This window comes from Aquabacterium sp. (genome assembly GCF_014378415.1).
GTDB lineage: Bacteria > Pseudomonadota > Gammaproteobacteria > Burkholderiales > Burkholderiaceae_C > Aquabacterium.
On record NZ_JACMNS010000178.1, the window covers coordinates 29,216 to 47,233 of the forward strand.

Genomic DNA, 18,018 nt, shown 5'->3' on the forward strand with positions numbered 1-18,018 from the left:
GACCCCATGATTGCTGTTGACGCCACCATCGAACGACTCCACACCGCCCGCGAACTCCTGCTCGCGCCTTACGGTCTGGACGAATCCACCCTCCTCAAGGCCCTCAAGCTCATCACGGAGCACCGCGTTGACGACGCGGACCTGTACTTCCAGTACACCCGCTCCGAGGGCTGGAGCCTGGAAGAGGGCATCGTCAAATCCGGCAGCTTCGGCATCGACCAGGGCGTGGGCGTTCGCGCCGTGTCCGGCGAAAAAACCGCGTTTGCCTACTCCGACGACATCTCCGAAGCCGCCTTGCTGGACGCTGCCCGCACCGTGCGCACCATCGCCTCGGCCGGCCAGAGTCGCCGCGTCAAGGTCGGGGCCCACACCGTGGCCGGTGGCCGTCGCCTGTATCCTGCCTTCGACCCGATCGCCTCGCTCGACAGCGCCGCCAAGGTCGCTTTGCTTGAGAACATCGAAAAGCGTGCCCGTGCCAAAGACCCCCGCGTGGTACAGGTCATGGCGGGTTTGGGTTGTGAATACGACGTCGTCATGGTCGCCCGCGCCGATGGCACCCTGGCCGCCGACGTGCGCCCACTGGTGCGTTTGTCGCTCACCGTGATCGCCGAGCAAAACGGTCGCCGCGAAGTGGGCTCCTCCGGTGGGGGCGGCCGCTTTGGCCTGGCCTATTTCACCGACGACATGCTGCAGCGCTACGTTGACCAAGCCGTTCACGCGGCTTCCGTCAACCTGGAGGCCCGTCCCGCCCCCGCTGGCGAGATGACCGTCGTGCTGGGCAATGGCTGGCCCGGCATTCTGTTGCACGAAGCCGTCGGCCATGGACTGGAAGGCGACTTCAACCGCAAGGGCTCCAGCGTGTTCTCCGGTCGCATCGGTCAACGCGTGGCCGCCAAGGGCGTCACCGTGCTGGACGATGGCACCATCCCCGATCGACGCGGCTCGCTGAATGTCGACGACGAAGGCTGCGCCACCCAGCGCACTGTGCTCATCGAAGATGGCATCCTGCGTGGCTACATCCAGGACGCCACAAACGCTCGCCTCATGAAGACCAAACCCACGGGCAATGGACGCCGCGAAAGCTACGCCCACGTCCCCATGCCCCGCATGACCAACACCTACATGCTGGCTGGCGACAAAGATCCGCAAGAAATCGTCTCCTCCATCAAGCGTGGCCTCTACGCCGTCAACTTCGGCGGTGGTCAGGTCGACATCACCAGCGGCAAGTTCGTCTTCTCGGCGAGTGAAGCCTACTGGGTCGAAAACGGCAAAATCCAGTACCCGGTCAAAGGCGCGACCCTGATCGGCAATGGTCCTGACGCGCTCACCCGCATCAGCATGATTGGCAACGATCTCGAGTTGGACAGCGGCGTGGGCACCTGCGGCAAAGAGGGGCAAAGCGTGCCTGTTGGTGTCGGTCAACCCACTTTGCGCATCGATGGATTAACTGTTGGCGGAACTGCTTGACACTCTTTCCAAAAGTAGTGCATAATCGAACTCTTCGCTGAAACAAGATTTGAGTTCCAGCCCAAGTCCCTCGATCTGCTTGATGAAAACTCAAGTCGGTTGCTGCGGCGGGTGATCAAGGGCTCAGATTTTATTTCAGATCCGCCCGTTCTACGGGCCCAAGACTGACCGTTCGTTGTTGCGCGAGTTTTTCGTGCAGCCGAAAGGCCAAGTTGGGGTAAGTACACCATGATTCAAATGCAATCGCGACTTGACGTCGCTGACAACACAGGTGCCAAGAGCGTCATGTGCATCAAGGTGCTCGGTGGCTCCAAGCGTCGTTACGCCGGTATTGGCGACATCATCAAGGTCAGCATCAAAGAAGCTGCTCCTCGTGGTCGCGTCAAAAAAGGCGAAGTCTACAGCGCTGTGGTCGTTCGCACCGCCAAGGGTGTTCGTCGTCAAGACGGTTCGCTCATCAAGTTCGATGGCAATGCAGCTGTGCTGTTGAACGCCAAGCTGGAGCCCATCGGCACCCGCATCTTCGGCCCCGTGACGCGTGAATTGCGTACCGAGCGCTTCATGAAGATCGTGTCGCTGGCTCCTGAAGTCCTCTGATCCTCTGGCGTAGCTGCAAAGGACACACAGCCCATGAACAAGATTCGTACAGGCGACCAGGTCATCGTGTTGACAGGTCGCGACAAAGGTAAGCGCGGTACCGTTTCGGTCCGCGTGGATGAAGACCATCTGGTGGTCGACGGCGTGAACATGGTTAAAAAGCATGTTCGCCCCAACCCCATGAAGGGCACCACCGGCGGCATCGTTGACAAGACGATGCCCATTCACCAGTCCAATATCGCCATCTTCAATGCCGTCACCGGCAAAGCTGATCGTGTTGGCATCAAGCTCCTGGCTGACGGCAAGAAAGTTCGCGTCTTCAAGTCCAGCGGCGAAGAAATCAAGGCTTGAGGTTCAAGATGACTCAACAAACTGCACGCCTGCAGAGCTTTTACCGCGAGACTGTCGTTCCGGCGCTCGTTGAAAAGTTCGGCTACAAGTCCGTGATGCAAGTGCCCCGCCTGACCAAGATTACCCTGAACATGGGTGTCTCGGAAGCGGTGTCCGACAAGAAGGTCATGGAGCACGCTGTGAGCGACCTGACCAAGATCGCCGGCCAAAAGCCTGTGGTTACCATGTCGCGCAAGGCCATCGCCGGCTTCAAGATCCGCGAAAACATGCCCATCGGCTGCATGGTCACCCTGCGTGGTGTCCGCATGTACGAATTCCTGGACCGTTTCGTCACCGTTTCGCTGCCCCGCGTTCGTGACTTCCGCGGTATCTCGGGTCGTTCATTCGATGGTCGTGGCAACTACAACGTCGGTGTGAAAGAACAGATCATTTTCCCGGAAATCGAGTACGACAAAATCGACGCGATCCGTGGTCTGAACATCAGCATCACCACCAGCGCGAATACCGACGACGAGGCCAAGGCCCTGTTGGCGGCATTCAAGTTCCCTTTCAAGAACTGAGGTAGAGAACGTGGCAAAACTGTCTCTGATCCAACGCGAAGAAAAGCGCGAAAAGCTGGTGGCTCAATACGCAAAGAAGTACGCTGAACTGAAGGGCATCATCAATGATGCCAAGAAGTCGGACGAAGAGCGTTACGCCGCTCGTCTTGAGCTGCAAAAGTTGCCTCGCAATGCAAACCCGACCCGTCTGCGCAATCGTTGCGGTCTGACAGGTCGTCCGCGCGGTACGTTCCGCCAATTTGGCTTGGGTCGTTCCAAGATCCGTGAATTGGCTTTCGCTGGCGACATCCCCGGTGTCACCAAGGCAAGCTGGTAATCGGCTAGGGCACGAACAGGAGTTATTCCATGAGCATGAGTGATCCCATCGCCGACATGCTGACTCGCATCCGCAACGCACAAATGGTCCAAAAAACCAGCGTCACGATGCCGTCATCAAAGTTAAAAGTCGCGATCGCCCAGGTCCTGAAGGACGAAGGTTACATCGACTCTTACGTCGTTGCAGGCGAGGCTACGAAGCCTGCGCTTGAAATTTCGCTGAAGTATTACGCCGGTCGCCCGGTCATCGAGCGAATCGAGCGAGTCAGCCGTCCCGGCCTTCGCATCTACAAGGGTCGCCACGACATCCCTCAGGTCCAAAACGGCCTGGGTGTTGCCATCGTGACGACGCCCAAGGGTGTGATGACCGATCGCAAAGCACGTGCTGCCGGTATCGGTGGCGAAGTGCTCTGCTACGTCGCCTAACCCTTAGGAGCATCGCAATGTCCCGCGTAGGAAAAATGCCGATCGCCGTCCCTCAGGGTGTGGACGTGCAGATCTCTGCAGAACAAATCACCATCAAGGGCGCCCTGGGCACCTTGAGTCGCCCTCAGCACCGCCTGGTCGCCGTTCAAAACGACGCTGGTGTGTTGAAAGTGTCCCCGGCTGACAACAGCACTGAAGCTGATGCCATGTCGGGCACGATCCGCGCCTTGTTGAACAACATGGTCAACGGCGTGAGCAAGGGCTTCGAGAAAAAGCTGACCCTGGTTGGCGTGGGCTTCCGTGCCCAAGCCCAAGGCCAGAAGCTGAACCTGCAAATCGGGTTCTCTCACCCAGTCGTCAAGGACATGCCCGATGGCATAAAGGTCGAGACTCCGTCTCAGACCGAAGTGCTGATCAAGGGTGTGGATCGTCAGGTCGTCGGCCAGATCGCCGCAGAAGTGCGTGCTTTCCGTCCTCCCGAGCCCTACAAAGGCAAGGGCATTCGTTATGCCGACGAGCGCGTGGTCTTGAAAGAGACCAAGAAGAAGTAAGGAGCTGATTCATCATGTCTACCAACAAGAAAGAACAGCGCCTGCGCCGCTCGCGTCAAACCCGTGCACGCATCGCGCTCCAGGGCGCGGCCCGTCTCTCGGTGTTCCGCACCAACCTGCATATCTACGCCAGCGTAATTTCTGGCGATGGCAACACTGTCATCGCCTCGGCCTCAACCGCCGAAAAAGAAATTCGCACTCAACTGGGCGCGGCTGGCAAGGGTGGCAATGTGGACGCCGCTACGCTGATTGGCAAGCGCATCGCCGAACGGGCGAAAGCTGCTGGCGTCGAGAAGGTGGCTTTCGACCGTGCGGGCTTCGCCTATCACGGCCGTGTCAAGGCATTGGCTGAAGCGGCTCGCGAAGCCGGTCTTCAGTTCTAAGCCGCGTCTGGCAACCGGAAGGAATTCAAATGGCTAAGTTTCAACCCAAGGTCGCTGACGAAGGTCGTGACGACGGTTTAAAAGAAAAGATGATCCAGGTAAACCGCGTGACCAAAGTGGTCAAGGGCGGTCGGATCATGGGTTTCGCCGCGTTGACCGTGGTCGGTGATGGCGATGGCAAGGTCGGCATGGGCAAGGGCAAGGCGCGTGAAGTGCCTCTGGCCGTGTCCAAGGCGATGGAGCAGGCTCGTCGCAACATGGTCAAGGTCAACCTGAAAAATGGTTCGGTCTACCACACGGTGTTCGGCGAACACGGCGCGGCTCGCGTCATGTTGGCCCCCGCACCTGCTGGTACCGGCATCATTGCTGGTGGCCCAATGCGTGCGGTGTTCGAGATGATGGGCGTGACCGACATCGTGGCCAAAAGCTTCGGTTCGAGCAACCCCTACAACATGGTTCGCGCCACGTTTGACGCCTTGAACAAGTCGACCACCCCGGCCAATGTCGCTGCAAAGCGTGGCCTGTCGGTTGAAGCCATCTTCAACTGATCGTCGGAGAACCGTCATGAGCGAAAAGAAAACAGTCACAGTCAAGCTGGTTCGCAGCGTCATCGGTACCCGTCAGGACCACCGAGACACCGTGCGCGGCTTGGGTCTGCGCCGTTTGAACAGCACCGCTGTCCTTGAAGACACCGCTGCCGTTCGCGGCATGATCAACAAGGTCAGTTATCTGATTCAGGTGATCTAATGGAACTCAATACCATCAAGCCCGCCTCGGGTTCGAAGCATTCTAAGCGCCGTGTCGGCCGCGGGATCGGTTCGGGTCTGGGCAAGACCGCAGGTCGCGGTCACAAAGGTCAGAAATCGCGTTCGGGTGGCTACCACAAAGTCGGTTTCGAAGGCGGTCAAATGCCTTTGCAACGTCGCTTGCCCAAGCGCGGCTTTAAGTCGCATCTGCTGAAGTACAACGCCGAGATCACTTTGACTGATCTGGAAGTGTTGAGCGTCGCCGAAGTCGATATCCTCACCCTGAAGCAAGCCGGTCTGGTGCCGCAAATTGCCAAGGTCGTGAAGGTCATCAAGACTGGCGAACTCACCAAGAAGGTGTCTCTCAAGGGCATCGGCGCGACTGCAGCTGCAAAGGTGGCCATCGAGGCTGCTGGCGGCGCGATCGCTGAGTGATGTTTGACTGAACGGACTTAAGCGTGGCGACTTCTCCCAATCAACTGGCTCAAAGCGGAAAATTCGGCGACCTTCAACGGCGTCTGATTTTCCTGCTGCTGGCGCTGGTCGTTTACCGCATCGGGGCGCACATCCCCGTGCCTGGTATCGATCCTGCCCAGTTGCAACAGTTGTTCAAGGGCCAGCAAGGCGGCATCTTGAGTCTGTTCAACATGTTTTCGGGCGGTGCGTTGTCGCGCTTCACCGTCTTTGCGCTGGGCATCATGCCGTACATTTCGGCGTCCATCATCATGCAGATGATGGGTTACGTGGTACCCACCCTCGAGGCCCTGAAAAAGGAAGGCGAGGCTGGTCGGCGCAAGACGACGCAGTACACACGCTACGCCACTTTGGGTTTGGCCCTGTTCCAGTCCTTCGGCATTGCCGTGGCTTTGGAAGGAACCGCCGGCTTGGTCATCAGTCCAGGCATGGGTTTCCGTTTCACCACGATGATGAGCCTGACGGCGGGCACGATGTTCTTAATGTGGCTGGGTGAACAAATCACCGAGCGCGGTTTGGGCAACGGTATCTCGATCTTGATTTTTGGTGGTATCGCGGCTGGCTTGCCAGGTGCCATCGCTGGTTTGTTCGGCTTGGTTGGCAACGGTGCGATGAGCATCCCTGCTGCGATCTTCATCGTGCTGCTGATCGTTCTGGTGACTTATTTCGTGGTCTTCGTTGAGCGTGGTCAGCGCAAGATTTTGGTGAATTACGCCAAGCGCCAGGTGGGCAATCGCGTATACGGTGGGCAATCGTCCCACCTGCCGCTGAAGGTCAACATGGCGGGTGTGATTCCCCCGATCTTCGCGTCGTCGATCATCTTGCTGCCCACGACAGCAGTGGGTTGGTTTGCCACTGGTGAGAGCATGCGTTGGTTGAAAGATTTGGCGGGCATGTTGTCGCCTGGTCAACCGATCTATGTGATTTTGTATTCTGTTGCCATCGTCTTCTTCTGCTTCTTCTACACGGCACTGGTGTTCAACAGCCGTGAAACAGCAGACAACCTGAAGAAGAGTGGTGCTTTCATTCCCGGTATTCGCCCGGGTGATCAAACGGCGCGATACATCGACAAGATCCTCGCCCGTCTGACCCTGGTGGGCGCTGTTTACATCACGGCCGTGTGCCTGTTGCCCGAGTTCCTCGTGCTCAAGTACAACGTCCCCTTCTATTTCGGTGGGACCTCGCTCTTGATCATCGTGGTTGTCACGATGGACTTCTGGGCCCAGGTTCAGTCTTATCTGATGTCTCAGCAGTATGAATCGCTGCTGAAAAAGGCAAACTTTAAATCGAGCTGATCGCGGTGACGCAGGTCAATGCAACTTAGGAAAACATGTCGAAAGACGACGTCATCCAGATGCAAGGTGAAATTCTGGAGAATCTCCCGAATGCCACTTTTCGCGTGAAGCTTGAGAACGGGCACGTGGTTCTCGGTCATATTTCCGGCAAAATGCGCATGCACTACATCCGCATCCTGCCGGGAGATAAAGTGACCGTTGAGCTCACACCCTATGATTTGAGTCGTGCTCGCATCGTATTCCGGGCGAAGTGAGTTGAGTTTTGTTACCCCGGAAACGTGGGCGAATTTCCGTTGAGTTTCAACGGTCCAGGAGAAGATCATGAAAGTTTCGGCTTCCGTCAAAGTGATGTGCCGCAATTGCAAAATCATCCGTCGCAAGGGTGTGGTTCGTGTGATTTGCACGGATCCCCGCCACAAGCAACGCCAGGGTTGATCCTGGTTTAGCGACGACACACGCCTTCAGAGGACAGTTATGGCACGTATTGCTGGCATCAACATTCCGCCGCATAAGCACACCGAAATCGGTTTGACTTCTATTTACGGCATCGGTCGCACCACTGCGCAGAAAATCTGCACAGTGAGCGGCATTCCGTACAACAAGAAGATCAAAGACCTGACGGACGGCGATTTGGAAAAAATCCGGGACGAAGTGGCAAAGATCACCATTGAAGGTGACCTGCGTCGCGAAATCTCGATCAATATCAAGCGTTTGATGGACTTGGGCTGCTACCGCGGCTTCCGTCACCGTCGTGGCTTGCCCATGCGCGGTCAACGCACCCGCACCAATGCGCGTACCCGCAAGGGCCCGCGCAAGTCGATCGCTGGTAAGAAGTGATCGTCTGGGTGTCGCTGTTCATTAAGATGAGAGAAGATAACCATGGCTAAAGCACCTGCCAACACGGCAGCACGTCGTGTGAGCAAGAAGATCCGCAAGAACATTGCGGATGGCATCGCTCACGTGCATGCGTCGTTCAACAACACGATTATCACGATCACCGACCGCCAAGGTAATTCCCTGGCTTGGGCGTCCAGTGGTGGTCAGGGTTTCAAGGGCTCACGCAAGTCCACTCCATTCGCTGCCCAGGTGGCTGCTGAAGTGGCTGGCCGCGCTGCTCAAGAACAAGGCATCAAGAACCTGGACGTCGAGATCAAGGGCCCCGGTCCTGGTCGCGAATCCTCGGTTCGCGCTTTGGCCGCTCTCGGCATCCGGATCAACATGATCTCTGACGTGACGCCAGTGCCGCACAACGGTTGCCGTCCTCAGAAGCGTCGTCGCATCTGATATGACATTGGGCCTCGTTCGTGTCCTGTTCAGGGCGCGGGCTAGGCTTAATTGTTTGAGGCGTTCACCTCATTCAGTGTTGCAGTAAATGCTCAACGATTCTGCGCGCAGCATGTTGAGTATTTTTTTTGCAACTGTTATACTTGCGAGTTCTTTGCACCTGACTTGGTGCGCTTTGTGTTGGCGGGTCATCAAGGCCCATGACACGGTGGCGCTCACATGCAGGTTATCGAAGCCCACCGTCTGAGCGATTCGAACAATATCCGCCAGACTCGCGTTGGACATTGATGGACTTTCAGTCCCCAATCTGACGTCAGACAGACCCCAAGGAAAAGCACGTGGCACGTTACCTCGGACCCAAGGCCAAACTGGCCCGCCGTGAAGGCACCGACCTGTTTTTGAAGAGCGCTCGTCGCCCCATCAGCGACAAGTCTAAATTCGACACCAAACCCGGCCAGCACGGCCGCACGTCTGGTTCGCGCACCTCTGACTTCGGTCTGCAACTGCGCGAAAAGCAAAAAGTTAAGCGCATGTACGGCGTGCTGGAGCGTCAGTTCCGCCGCTATTTTGCCGAAGCCGATCGCCGCAAGGGCAACACAGGCTCAAACCTGTTGTTCCTGCTGGAATCACGCCTGGACAACGTCGTTTATCGCATGGGCTTTGCTTCCACCCGCGCCGAAGCTCGTCAGCTGACGTCGCACAAGGGTGTGACCGTGAATGGTCAAGTGGTGAACATTCCTTCGTACAGCGTCAAGACTGGCGATGTGGTGGGTGTGCGCGAAAAAGCCAAGAAGCAAATTCGCGTTTTGGAGGCACTGAAGCTGGCCGAGTCCATCGGCATGCCGGCTTGGGTGCAAGTGGATAACACCAAGCTGGAAGGTGTTTTCAAGAAAACCCCGGACCGCGATGAATTCGGCGCCGACATCAACGAATCGTTGATTGTTGAACTGTATTCGCGTTGATTCACACATCAGCTGCGCTTCACGGCCTTGGGTCGTGCAGCGCGGCTTTGTGCGTTTTGTTTTCAAGACCGGAGCATGTTGCTCCGGTTGGTCCAGCAGCCTTATCGGTGTAACGAGCCGAGGGTATTGACAGGAAGAGCTCATGCAAACCAATTTGCTGAAACCCAAAGCCATTCAGGTGGAGCCCTTGGGCGGCCACCGCGCCAAAGTGACCCTCGAGCCGTTCGAGCGTGGCTACGGCCACACCCTGGGCAACGCCTTGCGCCGCGTCCTGTTGTCGTCGATGGTGGGTTTTGCTCCGACGGAAGTGACCATCGCGGGCGTGCTGCACGAGTACTCAACCGTTGACGGCGTTCAAGAGGATGTCGTTCACATCATGTTGAACCTCAAGGGTGTGGTCTTCCGTTTGCACAACCGCGACGAAGTGACCCTGGTGCTGCGCAAAGATGGCGAAGGCCCTGTCACTGCCGCCGACATCCAGACGCCTCATGACGTTGAAATCGTCAATCCTAACCACGTGATCGCTCACTTGTCGCACGGCGGCAAGTTGGACATGCAGATCAAGGTGGAGAAAGGTCGTGGCTACGTGCCTGGCAACATCCGCCGGTATGGCGACGAAAGCACCAAGGCCATCGGCCGCATCGTATTGGACGCATCGTTCTCCCCGGTTCGCCGCGTGAGCTACACGGTTGAAAGCGCCCGTGTCGAGCAACGCACCGACCTGGACAAGCTGGTCATGGAAATCGAAACCAACGGCGCGATTTCGCCTGAGGAAGCGATCCGTGCTTCGGCCAAGATCCTGGTTGAGCAGCTTGCGGTGTTCGCGCAATTGGAAGGCAGTGAAATCGCCGCCTTCGACGCGCCTGCCAAGTCGGCGCAGAACTTCGATCCGATCCTGCTGCGTCCTGTCGACGAGCTTGAGCTGACCGTGCGTTCGGCCAACTGCCTGAAGGCCGAAAATATTTATTACATCGGCGACCTGATCCAGCGCACCGAGACCGAGTTGCTCAAGACCCCAAATCTGGGGCGCAAGTCGCTCAACGAAATCAAGGAAGTGCTGGCTTCGCGTGGTTTGGCTTTGGGCTCGCGCCTGGAAAGCTGGCCACCTCAAGGTCTCGACAAGCGTTGATTTTTTGAAAGTGGGTGGTGAGTTTGTTTCAACAAACCGCCGCCCGGTGCACCCGGCGGTACCTTGAACCGGCCGTCGGTTTTATAAAGTAAGAAAGGACAGCACCATGCGTCACGGACACGGACTCCGCAAACTCAATCGTACTTCGTCGCACCGCCTGGCGATGCTTCGCAACATGGCGAACTCGCTCATTCTGCACGAAGCCATCAAGACCACCGTCCCCAAGGCCAAGGAATTGCGCCGTGTGGTCGAGCCTTTGATCACTTTGGCCAAGAACCCCACCCTGGCGAACAAACGTTTGGCGTTTGACCGCCTGCGTGACCGTGACAATGTGGTCAAGTTGTTCAACGTGTTGGGTCCCCGTTTCTTGGCCCGTCCTGGTGGCTATACGCGGATCCTGAAGATGGGCTTCCGCGTGGGCGACAACGCCCCCATGGCTTATGTTGAACTGGTTGAGCGCACAGAAGCTACCGACACGGTTGCTGACGATCAAACCAACGCTTAAGTAAGTCCAACGCTGGTTCATTCAGCGTTTGAAAAAAAGGGTCAGCATTGCTGGCCCTTTGCTTTGATGCATGAGGCCCTGGTGCATTGCTGCAATGCTTTATTGCTGTAATGGTGGTCAGGATCGTGCAGCCTGCCTGCTGGCGGTGCGTGTTTTCACGCTGATGGTGCGCGATTTGCAAAAGAAGCGTGACAAGCATAAAAAGCATGCTATAGTCTAGTTCTCTGTCGCGGGGTGGAGCAGTCTGGTAGCTCGTTGGGCTCATAACCCAAAGGTCGTAGGTTCAAATCCTGCCCCCGCAACCAAAATAAAGCAAAAGCCGATCCTAGGGTCGGCTTTTGTCATTGTGGCTTGGGATTGACGCAAGGCCTGTATCTGCAGGGCCCTAAGTGCCCTAAGTGCCCTCAGGCGGGCTTGCCCCCAGTCAAAATCAAATGCCACACGATTACAATCGAAGGTTTTCCGGCGGCACCTTTGGCGCGATAAGGCCGGGTGCAAACGAACGATTTAGACAATTCCCCGAAAGGACTTCCCATGTCGATGGACGATCGCGACGGCAAAATCTGGATGGATGGCCAGATGGTGGAATGGCGCGATGCCAAGATCCATGTGTTGACCCACACCTTGCACTATGGTTGTGGTGTGTTCGAGGGCGTGCGCGCCTACAACACGACCCAGGGGCCTGCGATCTTCCGCATCCAGGAGCACACCGAGCGCTTGTTCAACAGCGCCAAAATCCTGCGCATGAAGATTCCGTTCACCTTCGACGAGGTGGTCAAGGCCCAATTGGACGTGGTCCGCGAGAACAAGCTGGAAAGCTGCTATCTGCGCCCCCTGGTGTGGTTGGGTTCCGAGAAGATGGGCGTCAACCCCAAGGGTGCCAAGGTGCACTTGATGGTGGCCGCCTGGCCCTGGGGCGCCTACCTGGGTGAAGACGGCCTCAAGCGCGGCATACGCGTCAAGACGTCGAGCTTCACGCGCCACCACGTCAACATCACCATGACGCAGGCCAAGGCGGTGAGTAACTACACCAACTCGATCCTGGCCAACCTGGAAGTGACCGAGGAAGGCTACGACGAGGCGCTGCTGCTGGACACGCAGGGCTTTGTCAGCGAAGGCGCGGGGGAGAACATCTTCATCGTCAAAAATGGCATGTTGTACACGCCCGATTTGTCGGCTGGGGCCCTCAATGGCATCACGCGCAACACCATCTTCGCGATTTGCCGGGATCTGGGCCTGGAGATCCGCGAGAAGCGGATCACCCGCGATGAGATCTACATCTGTGACGAGGCCTTCTTCACCGGCACCGCCGCTGAAGTGACGCCCATTCGCGAACTGGACCGCATCGAGTTGGGGCAGGGCTCGCGTGGCCCGATCACCGAGAAAATCCAGAGCGCGTTTTTTGACATCGTCAACGGCCGCAATCCCAAGTACGCCGAATGGCTGACCACGGTCTGAGGAGCAGCACGCCATGAGCACGACTGGACAAGCCAAAGCCCTGGTCGAAGTGACCACACAGGATCTGCAAGGCCCCGGGGTGGTGTTTTGCCCCAACCCAAAGATGCCTTTGTGGAGCAATCACCCGCGCGTCTACATTGACGTGGTCACGGCGCCTGACGGTGGCCTGTGCCCCTACTGTGGTACGGCCTACAAGCTCAAAGCGGGCGAGAAGGTCGGTCACGGCCACTGATTGATCACAGAGATCACCGCGGAGGTGATCTCTGGCCGGCCCTGGTGCGTGATCACAGTTGCAGTTGTCCCACGGAGATGATCGGCCCGGTTGGTGCGCCTGTGCGCGAGCCACCAGCGGGTTCTATGCTGACTGCGAAGGCGGCCGTGCGGTCCAGCAAGCGCTGGCGCAGCACGGTGGTGGCACCTCGAGCCGACACCAGGCCCAATGAGCGAGGCGCTCCCTGGCCGGGCACAGCCCACAGTTCCAGCGCCTTGTTCATGCTGATGGGCACGGCGCCCAGTGGCTTGAGGACCAGGCTGCGGCCGTCGCCACCCACGCTGGCCACGAATGAAGCGGCTTGAAACCCACCAGCAGCATCGCCTTGGGCGTTCATCACGACCACGATGGGCGGTTGCGCTGGCTGGGGCTGTTCGAGCCAGAGGCCCAGGGTGATGGCGGACACCGTGGCGAAAGCGGTCAGGCCTTGCCACAGGGCCAGTTTTTGCCACCAAGCTTGCACGTTGCCATGATTGAACGAGCCGGCGGGCGCTGAAAACAGGCGTGCCTGTACCGCAGCCCAAACTTTGGGCGAGGGCGCGACTTCTGGCAGGACCTCGCTCATGGGCACCAGGCGTTCTTGCCATTCGGCCACGGCGCGGCGCAATTGAGGGTGGGCCGGTAGCAGTGTTTCAAAGCGCCGGCGGGCAGGGCCCTGCAAGGTGCCCAGCACGTACTCTGAGGCCAAGCGATCGGCGCGTTCGGGGCGGCTGTAGTCCATCTCAACTCCGGGCCAGTGTGGTGGCCCGCTCCAGGCAGGATTTCAGGGACTGCAGTCCACGGCGCACCCAGCTTTTGACCGTGCCCAGAGGCTGGCCCAGGTGTTCTGCTACTTCCGCATGGGACAGGCCTTGGTAAAAAGCCAGTGACAGGCTGTGCTTTTGCTCGCCGCTGAGGCTCTTCAGGCAGTGCTGGATCTGGCGTGCCTCGGCAGCCTGCTCCAGCAGGGCTTGTGGTCCGGGGATGTCAGAGGGCGCGGCATTGATCATGTCGGACTCCTCGTCATCCGGGCCCACCCGGCTGCTGCTGATGGTGTGGGGCTCGCTTTGGCGCCGGCGCAGGCTGTCAATGGCCCGGTTGCGGGCCACGCTGCCCAACCAGGTGCTGGCCTGGCTGAGGGCGGGGTTGAAGCTTTGCGCTGACCGCCAAATGTTGATGTAAACCTCTTGCAAAATGTCCTCGGCTTGGGCTCGATGACTCTGTATACGCAGAATCACGGCCAGGAGATGCGGGCTGGATTGGCGATAAAGTGTGTCAAAAGCCACACGATCGCCCAGGGCGATCCGTGACAGGAGGTCTGCCCAGATTTTCTGGCGTTGGTTGGGGCCTTCGCTCGGGGTGCTTGGGCGGTCGGTGGGCTGAGTCGCCATGGGGGCTGTGCCTCTTGTTCGGATGGTGCATTCTAAGAAGCTTTCACCAAGACCTGCGAGCGGACCCCTACAATCCCGGCCATCATGAAGATCAAGCGCGAATTCGTCCTGACCCTGTCGTGCCGCGACACGAAAGGCATTGTCCATGCCGTCTCGGGCCTGCTTTACCAAGCCGGGTGCAACATCATCGACTCGCAGCAGTTTGGCGATGTGCAAAACGAGGACAGCACTGGCTTGTTCTTCATGCGCGTGCATTTCGAGGCGCCCGAGCACCTGGCGGACGAGGCCACTTTGGCCAATTTGTTTGGTCACGTGCGCGAGCAATTCGCCATGACGGCCACGATTCGAGTGCAGTCGCGCAAGCCGCGCGTGCTGATCATGGTCAGCAAACACGGACACTGCCTGAACGATTTGCTGTTCAGGTGGCAGTCAGGCCAGTTGCCGGTGGAGATCCCGGCCATCGTGTCCAACCACCCCGACTATGCCGAGCTGGCGGCCAGCTATGGCGTCGCGTTTCACCATTTAGCACTGCCCACAGGTGCTGGCCCTGATGAGAAACGGGCCCAGGAGCAGCAGGTAGAGGCGCTGGTTGACCAGGAGGGCGTCGACCTGGTGGTGCTGGCACGCTACATGCAAATTCTGAGTCCGGAGTTCTGTGCCTTCCTCAAAGGGCGGGCCATCAACATCCACCACAGTTTTTTGCCCAGCTTCAAGGGGGCCAAGCCTTACTATCAGGCGCACGATCGTGGTGTGAAGCTGATTGGCGCGACGGCGCACTATGTGACAGCAGATCTGGACGAGGGGCCAATCATCGAACAGGATGTGGAGCGTGTGGATCACACCTTGAGCCCGGAAGACTTCACCGCCGTCGGGCGAGATGTGGAATGCGTGGTGCTGGCGCGTGCGGTGAAGTGGCATGTCGAGCACCGCGTGTTGATGAACGGTCACAAGACCGTGGTGTTCCGATGAGCCCGGGATCGTTGTGTTCAAACCCGCTTGACGCTTGATGGACAACCATGAGTGATCCCCGTGCCCGCAAAGCTTCTCAGGCCGCGCTCATGGCGTCGGCGGATGACACTGAGGCCACCTTCTACGAGGCCTTGCAGCAAGGGGACTTGGAGCGGTTGATGTCGGTCTGGTCTGATGACGAAGGGATTGCTTGCGTGCACCCGGGCGGGGTCAGGGTGGTGGGCGAGGTGGCCATCCGTGGCACTTTTGAGGCCATCTTTGCGAATGGTCCGGTGCAGGTGAGTTTGCAGCAGGTGCGGCGCCTTGAAAGCGACCATTGCGAGGTGCACCATGTGCTGGAGAAGGTGCAGGCCCTGACACCGGAGGGCTTGCAGACAGCGTTTGTGCTGGCCACGAATGTGTACTTGCGCACGGCCTTGGGGTGGCGCATGGTTTTGCACCATGCTAGCCCCGGCCAAGCTCATGAGCTTCAGGAGCTGGCCGAGCCGGCCGCCACTTTGCATTGACATTGGGCTATGACCATGCAGTCGTACAGAGCGCCACGTTGGCTGGCAGGGCGGGGCGGTTGGGGTGGCAATGCGCAGACCATCTGGCCTGCGCTGTTTTCTCGGCCGCACACCAGTCCGGCCCCCGCCAACGTGCCGTACCAGCGGCAGCGTTGGGACACGCCCGATGGGGATTTCGTTGATGTGGATTTGCTGCTGGCGCCCAAGGTCGGCGCCGCGCTCACGCCTTTGCTGGTGCTGTTCCATGGGCTGGAGGGCTCATCGCGCAGCCACTACGCGCTGGCGTTTGCCCACTGGGCCCGGGCGCAAGGTTGGTCGTACGCGGTGCCGCATTTCAGGGGTTGCTCCGGCGAGTTGAACCTGGGGCCGCGCTCCTACCATTCGGGCGATTTCATGGAGATCGACTGGATCTTGCGCCGCCTGCTGGCCGAGCATGGTGGTCCGATGGCGGTCGTGGGCATCTCGATGGGGGGCAATGCCTTGCTGCGCTGGGCCCAGGAGTCAGGCACGGGGGCGGCCAAGGTGGCCAAGGCCGTGGCCACGGTGTCGTCTCCGATGGACCTGGCCGCAGCGGGCGAGGCCATCGGGCGTGGCTTCAACCGGCAGGTCTACACCCGCATGTTCCTGAAATCGATGAAGCCCAAGGCCTTGGCCAAGCTGGCGCAGTTTCCAGGTTTGTTCGATGAGCAGGCACTGCGCGCGTCTCGGGATCTGTTTGAGTTCGACAATGTGTTCACCGCGCCCCTGCATGGGTTCACGGGGACGCGCGACTATTGGGCGCGTTGTTCGGCCCAGCCGCGCTTGAACCTGATCACTGGCATGCCGGCCTTGGTGGTCAATGCGCGCAATGATCCGTTCATCCCCGGCGGCAGTTTGCCTGGTCTTGGCGACGTGGGAGGCTGGGTGACCTTGTGGCAGCCTGATGAGGGCGGCCATGTGGGCTTTCCGTCGGGCCCCATGCCTGGCCACGTGACCACCTTGCCGGAGGCCGTGGGGCCCTGGCTGGCGCAGTATCTTTGACCGACCAACAAGGGATTCCATGGATGACATCGTCAAGTCTGCTTTGAAGAAGTGGCCCAATGTGCCGAACTGTTATGGGTGGTTGGCCCTGGATGCCCGGGGTGATTGGTACATGCGGGATGACCAGGTCCAGGCCGCCGGGCCTTTCCCTCAGGTCAAAGGCAGCCGCATCACGCACGACAAGTTGATCGACTTCATCAACCGCAATTACGAACCCGATGAGCGGGGCGCGTGGTTTTTTCAGAATGGCCCACAGCGGGTGTACCTGGCGTTGGAGGCCGCGCCTTGGGTGCTGGGCGTGCAGCGCGAAGGCGAGTCGTTCAAGGTTGACACGCACACCCGCCAGGCCGTGAGCAAGGTACTCGGGGCTTGGCTGGACGAGTTGGGGCGCTTGTTCCTGGAGACCGACCTGGGCCTGGGCGTGGTGCGCTCCATGGACATGGACGCTGCGGCCAGTGCCGTGGAGGCGGGGGTGTGGGATCCGCAGGACATCCTGTTTGCGGAGTTGCCCCAGCGGTTCGCGTACTGTTTGAGCCCTCAGCCGAGCCCTGCCATTCAGGCATGAAAAAGCCGGCTTCTTGAGCCGGCTTTGATCCACGCCAAACGTGGTTTTATTTGGCGTCGCTGGCGGGTGCCGAGGCAGCCGATGCCGCCGCAGCGGGGGCTGCAGGCTCGGTGAATTTGGCGCCACCAGCATTGGCCATGTAAGCGGTGGCGCGCCCCACTTCCAGGTCGCTGAATTCGCCACCAGCTTGCGGTGGCATGGCGTTCTTGCCCTTAAGTGCGGAGTGAATCAAGGCTTCCAGGCCTGCGCCGATGCGTGGGCCCCAGGCCGCGGCATCGCCCAGCTTGGGGGCGCCCAAGGCGCCGGAGGCATGGCAGGTGGCGCACTGGGCCTTGAACACTTCTTCACCGGAGCGGGGGCCGGCGTTGGCCGAGACCACTTTGACTTCTACCGAGGCGACCGGCCTGATGCGGTGGGCTGTGGCCTGCTCTGACAAGGCATCGCTGCCCGAAGAGCCGGTGTTGCTGGACACCACATACATGACCAACATGATGATGACAATGATGGGAACGATGAATGCCAGCCCCACGGCCACGGCCAGTTGTTTGGGCGTTTTGATCGGGCCTTCGTGATCATCGTCGTGAGAATTGGGCGCTTGGCTCATGGGATCCTCAGGGGCACTGGTTATCGTGGGCGCAGGCCTTGCGGCTGCTGGGCATGGCAGAAAATCCTGCCACAAAGGCCGGATTATAGGGGGGCTTGTCGCTGGCCCACTGTTAGAATCCGGCCCTGCGCTGCGCCCGTAGCTCAATGGATAGAGTACTGCCCTCCGAAGGCAGGGGTTGCTGGTTCGATCCCAGCCGGGCGCACCATG

At 59.1% G+C, this 18,018-nt stretch carries 29 protein-coding genes and 2 tRNA genes; 27 read left to right on the forward strand and 4 right to left on the reverse strand.

All coding sequences use genetic code 11. The features are described 5' to 3' along the window. Nucleotides 1-6 precede the first annotated feature (6 nt). The 11 genes from tldD (at nt 7) to rplO (ending at nt 5,831) form a co-directional block, all read left to right on the forward strand. The gene (tldD, locus tag H7225_RS15915; RefSeq protein WP_290663581.1) at nt 7-1,467 is read left to right on the forward strand and encodes a metalloprotease TldD; all 1,461 of its coding nucleotides are present in this window, start codon (nt 7-9) and stop codon (nt 1,465-1,467) included. A 228-nt stretch (nt 1,468-1,695) separates the two neighbouring features. Next, nucleotides 1,696-2,064: a 50S ribosomal protein L14 gene (rplN, locus tag H7225_RS15920; protein ID WP_125241506.1), complete on the forward strand. Its 369-nt coding sequence runs from the start codon at nt 1,696-1,698 to the stop codon at nt 2,062-2,064. Between the two features lie 33 nt (nt 2,065-2,097). Continuing rightward, nucleotides 2,098-2,415, forward strand: a complete 318-nt coding sequence (gene rplX, locus H7225_RS15925; protein WP_290663584.1) for a 50S ribosomal protein L24 — start codon at nt 2,098-2,100, stop codon at nt 2,413-2,415. Nucleotides 2,416-2,423: 8 nt separating this feature from the next. Then, nucleotides 2,424-2,975 (forward strand): 50S ribosomal protein L5, encoded by a 552-nt coding sequence (gene rplE, locus H7225_RS15930; protein WP_290663586.1) that lies wholly within the window; start codon nt 2,424-2,426, stop codon nt 2,973-2,975. 10 nt (nt 2,976-2,985) lie between these two features. Beyond that, nucleotides 2,986-3,291 carry a 30S ribosomal protein S14 gene (gene rpsN / locus H7225_RS15935; RefSeq protein WP_290663588.1) on the forward strand — a complete coding sequence of 102 codons (306 nt, stop codon included), beginning with the start codon at nt 2,986-2,988 and terminating at the stop codon, nt 3,289-3,291. A gap of 29 nt (nt 3,292-3,320) precedes the next feature. Beyond that, nucleotides 3,321-3,716, forward strand: coding sequence for a 30S ribosomal protein S8 (gene rpsH, locus H7225_RS15940; RefSeq protein WP_230180426.1), 396 nt, complete (start codon nt 3,321-3,323; stop codon nt 3,714-3,716). A gap of 17 nt (nt 3,717-3,733) precedes the next feature. Continuing rightward, nucleotides 3,734-4,267 carry a 50S ribosomal protein L6 gene (rplF, locus tag H7225_RS15945; RefSeq protein ID WP_290663591.1) on the forward strand — a complete coding sequence of 178 codons (534 nt, stop codon included), beginning with the start codon at nt 3,734-3,736 and terminating at the stop codon, nt 4,265-4,267. 14 nt (nt 4,268-4,281) lie between these two features. After that, nucleotides 4,282-4,650 (forward strand): 50S ribosomal protein L18, encoded by a 369-nt coding sequence (gene rplR / locus H7225_RS15950; protein ID WP_290663592.1) that lies wholly within the window; start codon nt 4,282-4,284, stop codon nt 4,648-4,650. Nucleotides 4,651-4,679: 29 nt separating this feature from the next. Then, nucleotides 4,680-5,198 carry a 30S ribosomal protein S5 gene (gene rpsE / locus H7225_RS15955; RefSeq protein WP_290663594.1) on the forward strand — a complete coding sequence of 173 codons (519 nt, stop codon included), beginning with the start codon at nt 4,680-4,682 and terminating at the stop codon, nt 5,196-5,198. Nucleotides 5,199-5,214: 16 nt separating this feature from the next. Further along, the gene (gene rpmD, locus H7225_RS15960; RefSeq protein WP_230180430.1) at nt 5,215-5,397 is read left to right on the forward strand and encodes a 50S ribosomal protein L30; all 183 of its coding nucleotides are present in this window, start codon (nt 5,215-5,217) and stop codon (nt 5,395-5,397) included. Next, nucleotides 5,397-5,831 carry a 50S ribosomal protein L15 gene (gene rplO, locus H7225_RS15965; protein ID WP_290663597.1) on the forward strand — a complete coding sequence of 145 codons (435 nt, stop codon included), beginning with the start codon at nt 5,397-5,399 and terminating at the stop codon, nt 5,829-5,831. The genes rpmD and rplO overlap by 1 nt, the downstream gene beginning before the upstream one ends. A gap of 17 nt (nt 5,832-5,848) precedes the next feature. Here the strand turns inward: rplO and H7225_RS15970 are convergent, their stop codons facing one another. Then, nucleotides 5,849-6,019, reverse strand: coding sequence for a hypothetical protein (locus H7225_RS15970; RefSeq protein ID WP_290663638.1), 171 nt, complete (start codon nt 6,017-6,019; stop codon nt 5,849-5,851). Between H7225_RS15970 and secY the strand changes: the two genes are divergently transcribed. The 11 genes from secY (at nt 5,936) to H7225_RS16025 (ending at nt 12,735) form a co-directional block, all read left to right on the forward strand. Next, a complete protein-coding gene (gene secY, locus H7225_RS15975; protein ID WP_290663636.1) occupies nt 5,936-7,165 on the forward strand; it encodes a preprotein translocase subunit SecY in 1,230 nt (409 codons plus the stop codon). The two genes, H7225_RS15970 and secY, sit on opposite strands and share 84 nt — an antisense overlap. A 35-nt stretch (nt 7,166-7,200) precedes the next feature. Then, complete coding sequence (gene infA / locus H7225_RS15980) at nt 7,201-7,419, forward strand: translation initiation factor IF-1 (protein ID WP_011830996.1); 219 nt, start codon at nt 7,201-7,203, stop codon at nt 7,417-7,419. 67 nt (nt 7,420-7,486) lie between these two features. Beyond that, nucleotides 7,487-7,600: a 50S ribosomal protein L36 gene (gene rpmJ, locus H7225_RS15985; RefSeq protein ID WP_058086633.1), complete on the forward strand. Its 114-nt coding sequence runs from the start codon at nt 7,487-7,489 to the stop codon at nt 7,598-7,600. A 39-nt stretch (nt 7,601-7,639) separates the two neighbouring features. Further along, entirely contained in the window at nt 7,640-8,002 is a 363-nt protein-coding gene (gene rpsM / locus H7225_RS15990) for a 30S ribosomal protein S13 (protein WP_290663604.1), read from the forward strand. 42 nt (nt 8,003-8,044) lie between these two features. After that, a complete protein-coding gene (rpsK, locus tag H7225_RS15995; protein WP_290663606.1) occupies nt 8,045-8,449 on the forward strand; it encodes a 30S ribosomal protein S11 in 405 nt (134 codons plus the stop codon). Between the two features lie 338 nt (nt 8,450-8,787). Further along, the gene (rpsD, locus tag H7225_RS16000; RefSeq protein WP_290663608.1) at nt 8,788-9,411 is read left to right on the forward strand and encodes a 30S ribosomal protein S4; all 624 of its coding nucleotides are present in this window, start codon (nt 8,788-8,790) and stop codon (nt 9,409-9,411) included. Between the two features lie 142 nt (nt 9,412-9,553). Further along, entirely contained in the window at nt 9,554-10,540 is a 987-nt protein-coding gene (rpoA, locus tag H7225_RS16005; protein ID WP_230180436.1) for a DNA-directed RNA polymerase subunit alpha, read from the forward strand. 106 nt (nt 10,541-10,646) lie between these two features. Next, nucleotides 10,647-11,045, forward strand: coding sequence for a 50S ribosomal protein L17 (gene rplQ, locus H7225_RS16010; protein ID WP_290663611.1), 399 nt, complete (start codon nt 10,647-10,649; stop codon nt 11,043-11,045). Nucleotides 11,046-11,273: 228 nt separating this feature from the next. Then, a tRNA-Met gene (locus H7225_RS16015) sits at nt 11,274-11,350 on the forward strand. 229 nt (nt 11,351-11,579) lie between these two features. Further along, nucleotides 11,580-12,503 carry a branched-chain amino acid transaminase gene (locus H7225_RS16020; protein ID WP_290663613.1) on the forward strand — a complete coding sequence of 308 codons (924 nt, stop codon included), beginning with the start codon at nt 11,580-11,582 and terminating at the stop codon, nt 12,501-12,503. 13 nt (nt 12,504-12,516) lie between these two features. Then, nucleotides 12,517-12,735, forward strand: coding sequence for a zinc-finger domain-containing protein (locus tag H7225_RS16025; protein ID WP_290663615.1), 219 nt, complete (start codon nt 12,517-12,519; stop codon nt 12,733-12,735). Between the two features lie 52 nt (nt 12,736-12,787). On the opposite strand, the gene H7225_RS16030 is transcribed toward H7225_RS16025, so the two are convergent. Together H7225_RS16030 and H7225_RS16035 are read right to left on the reverse strand one after the other, a co-directional pair. After that, nucleotides 12,788-13,495, reverse strand: coding sequence for an anti-sigma factor (locus tag H7225_RS16030; RefSeq protein WP_290663617.1), 708 nt, complete (start codon nt 13,493-13,495; stop codon nt 12,788-12,790). A 1-nt stretch (nt 13,496) separates the two neighbouring features. Continuing rightward, nucleotides 13,497-14,144, reverse strand: coding sequence for a sigma-70 family RNA polymerase sigma factor (locus H7225_RS16035; RefSeq protein WP_290663619.1), 648 nt, complete (start codon nt 14,142-14,144; stop codon nt 13,497-13,499). Nucleotides 14,145-14,228: 84 nt separating this feature from the next. Here H7225_RS16035 and purU point away from each other — a divergent pair, with 84 nt between their 5' ends. Genes purU through H7225_RS16055 form a run of 4 tightly spaced genes read left to right on the forward strand, consistent with a single transcriptional unit; the run spans nt 14,229 to nt 17,204 of the window. Next, nucleotides 14,229-15,113: a formyltetrahydrofolate deformylase gene (gene purU / locus H7225_RS16040; RefSeq protein ID WP_290663621.1), complete on the forward strand. Its 885-nt coding sequence runs from the start codon at nt 14,229-14,231 to the stop codon at nt 15,111-15,113. A gap of 47 nt (nt 15,114-15,160) precedes the next feature. After that, nucleotides 15,161-15,619: a nuclear transport factor 2 family protein gene (locus tag H7225_RS16045; protein WP_290663623.1), complete on the forward strand. Its 459-nt coding sequence runs from the start codon at nt 15,161-15,163 to the stop codon at nt 15,617-15,619. Nucleotides 15,620-15,634: 15 nt separating this feature from the next. Continuing rightward, nucleotides 15,635-16,639: an alpha/beta fold hydrolase gene (locus H7225_RS16050; RefSeq protein WP_290663625.1), complete on the forward strand. Its 1,005-nt coding sequence runs from the start codon at nt 15,635-15,637 to the stop codon at nt 16,637-16,639. Between the two features lie 19 nt (nt 16,640-16,658). Continuing rightward, nucleotides 16,659-17,204: a DUF2946 family protein gene (locus H7225_RS16055; protein WP_290663627.1), complete on the forward strand. Its 546-nt coding sequence runs from the start codon at nt 16,659-16,661 to the stop codon at nt 17,202-17,204. Nucleotides 17,205-17,250: 46 nt separating this feature from the next. Here the strand turns inward: H7225_RS16055 and H7225_RS16060 are convergent, their stop codons facing one another. Then, complete coding sequence (locus H7225_RS16060; protein WP_290663629.1) at nt 17,251-17,808, reverse strand: c-type cytochrome; 558 nt, start codon at nt 17,806-17,808, stop codon at nt 17,251-17,253. 132 nt (nt 17,809-17,940) lie between these two features. Between H7225_RS16060 and H7225_RS16065 the strand changes: the two genes are divergently transcribed. Further along, nucleotides 17,941-18,016: transfer RNA gene (locus tag H7225_RS16065), tRNA-Arg, on the forward strand. Nucleotides 18,017-18,018 lie beyond the last annotated feature (2 nt).

What these genes read in the sequence shown, in the direction of transcription:
- tldD (WP_290663581.1), top strand. Translation starts at nt 7, where the DNA reads ATGATTGCTGTTGACGCCACCATCGAACGACTCCACACCGCCCGCGAA.
- rplN (WP_125241506.1), top strand. Translation starts at nt 1,696, where the DNA reads ATGATTCAAATGCAATCGCGACTTGACGTCGCTGACAACACAGGTGCC.
- rplX (WP_290663584.1), top strand. Translation starts at nt 2,098, where the DNA reads ATGAACAAGATTCGTACAGGCGACCAGGTCATCGTGTTGACAGGTCGC.
- rplE (WP_290663586.1), top strand. Translation starts at nt 2,424, where the DNA reads ATGACTCAACAAACTGCACGCCTGCAGAGCTTTTACCGCGAGACTGTC.
- rpsH (WP_230180426.1), top strand. Translation starts at nt 3,321, where the DNA reads ATGAGCATGAGTGATCCCATCGCCGACATGCTGACTCGCATCCGCAAC.
- rplF (WP_290663591.1), top strand. Translation starts at nt 3,734, where the DNA reads ATGTCCCGCGTAGGAAAAATGCCGATCGCCGTCCCTCAGGGTGTGGAC.
- rplR (WP_290663592.1), top strand. Translation starts at nt 4,282, where the DNA reads ATGTCTACCAACAAGAAAGAACAGCGCCTGCGCCGCTCGCGTCAAACC.
- rpsE (WP_290663594.1), top strand. Translation starts at nt 4,680, where the DNA reads ATGGCTAAGTTTCAACCCAAGGTCGCTGACGAAGGTCGTGACGACGGT.
- rpmD (WP_230180430.1), top strand. Translation starts at nt 5,215, where the DNA reads ATGAGCGAAAAGAAAACAGTCACAGTCAAGCTGGTTCGCAGCGTCATC.
- rplO (WP_290663597.1), top strand. Translation starts at nt 5,397, where the DNA reads ATGGAACTCAATACCATCAAGCCCGCCTCGGGTTCGAAGCATTCTAAG.
- infA (WP_011830996.1), top strand. Translation starts at nt 7,201, where the DNA reads ATGTCGAAAGACGACGTCATCCAGATGCAAGGTGAAATTCTGGAGAAT.
- rpmJ (WP_058086633.1), top strand. Translation starts at nt 7,487, where the DNA reads ATGAAAGTTTCGGCTTCCGTCAAAGTGATGTGCCGCAATTGCAAAATC.
- rpsM (WP_290663604.1), top strand. Translation starts at nt 7,640, where the DNA reads ATGGCACGTATTGCTGGCATCAACATTCCGCCGCATAAGCACACCGAA.
- rpsK (WP_290663606.1), top strand. Translation starts at nt 8,045, where the DNA reads ATGGCTAAAGCACCTGCCAACACGGCAGCACGTCGTGTGAGCAAGAAG.
- rpoA (WP_230180436.1), top strand. Translation starts at nt 9,554, where the DNA reads ATGCAAACCAATTTGCTGAAACCCAAAGCCATTCAGGTGGAGCCCTTG.
- rplQ (WP_290663611.1), top strand. Translation starts at nt 10,647, where the DNA reads ATGCGTCACGGACACGGACTCCGCAAACTCAATCGTACTTCGTCGCAC.
- H7225_RS16020 (WP_290663613.1), top strand. Translation starts at nt 11,580, where the DNA reads ATGTCGATGGACGATCGCGACGGCAAAATCTGGATGGATGGCCAGATG.
- H7225_RS16025 (WP_290663615.1), top strand. Translation starts at nt 12,517, where the DNA reads ATGAGCACGACTGGACAAGCCAAAGCCCTGGTCGAAGTGACCACACAG.
- H7225_RS16030 (WP_290663617.1), bottom strand. Translation starts at nt 13,495, where the DNA reads ATGGACTACAGCCGCCCCGAACGCGCCGATCGCTTGGCCTCAGAGTAC.
- H7225_RS16035 (WP_290663619.1), bottom strand. Translation starts at nt 14,144, where the DNA reads ATGGCGACTCAGCCCACCGACCGCCCAAGCACCCCGAGCGAAGGCCCC.
- purU (WP_290663621.1), top strand. Translation starts at nt 14,229, where the DNA reads ATGAAGATCAAGCGCGAATTCGTCCTGACCCTGTCGTGCCGCGACACG.
- H7225_RS16045 (WP_290663623.1), top strand. Translation starts at nt 15,161, where the DNA reads ATGAGTGATCCCCGTGCCCGCAAAGCTTCTCAGGCCGCGCTCATGGCG.
- H7225_RS16050 (WP_290663625.1), top strand. Translation starts at nt 15,635, where the DNA reads ATGCAGTCGTACAGAGCGCCACGTTGGCTGGCAGGGCGGGGCGGTTGG.
- H7225_RS16055 (WP_290663627.1), top strand. Translation starts at nt 16,659, where the DNA reads ATGGATGACATCGTCAAGTCTGCTTTGAAGAAGTGGCCCAATGTGCCG.
- H7225_RS16060 (WP_290663629.1), bottom strand. Translation starts at nt 17,808, where the DNA reads ATGAGCCAAGCGCCCAATTCTCACGACGATGATCACGAAGGCCCGATC.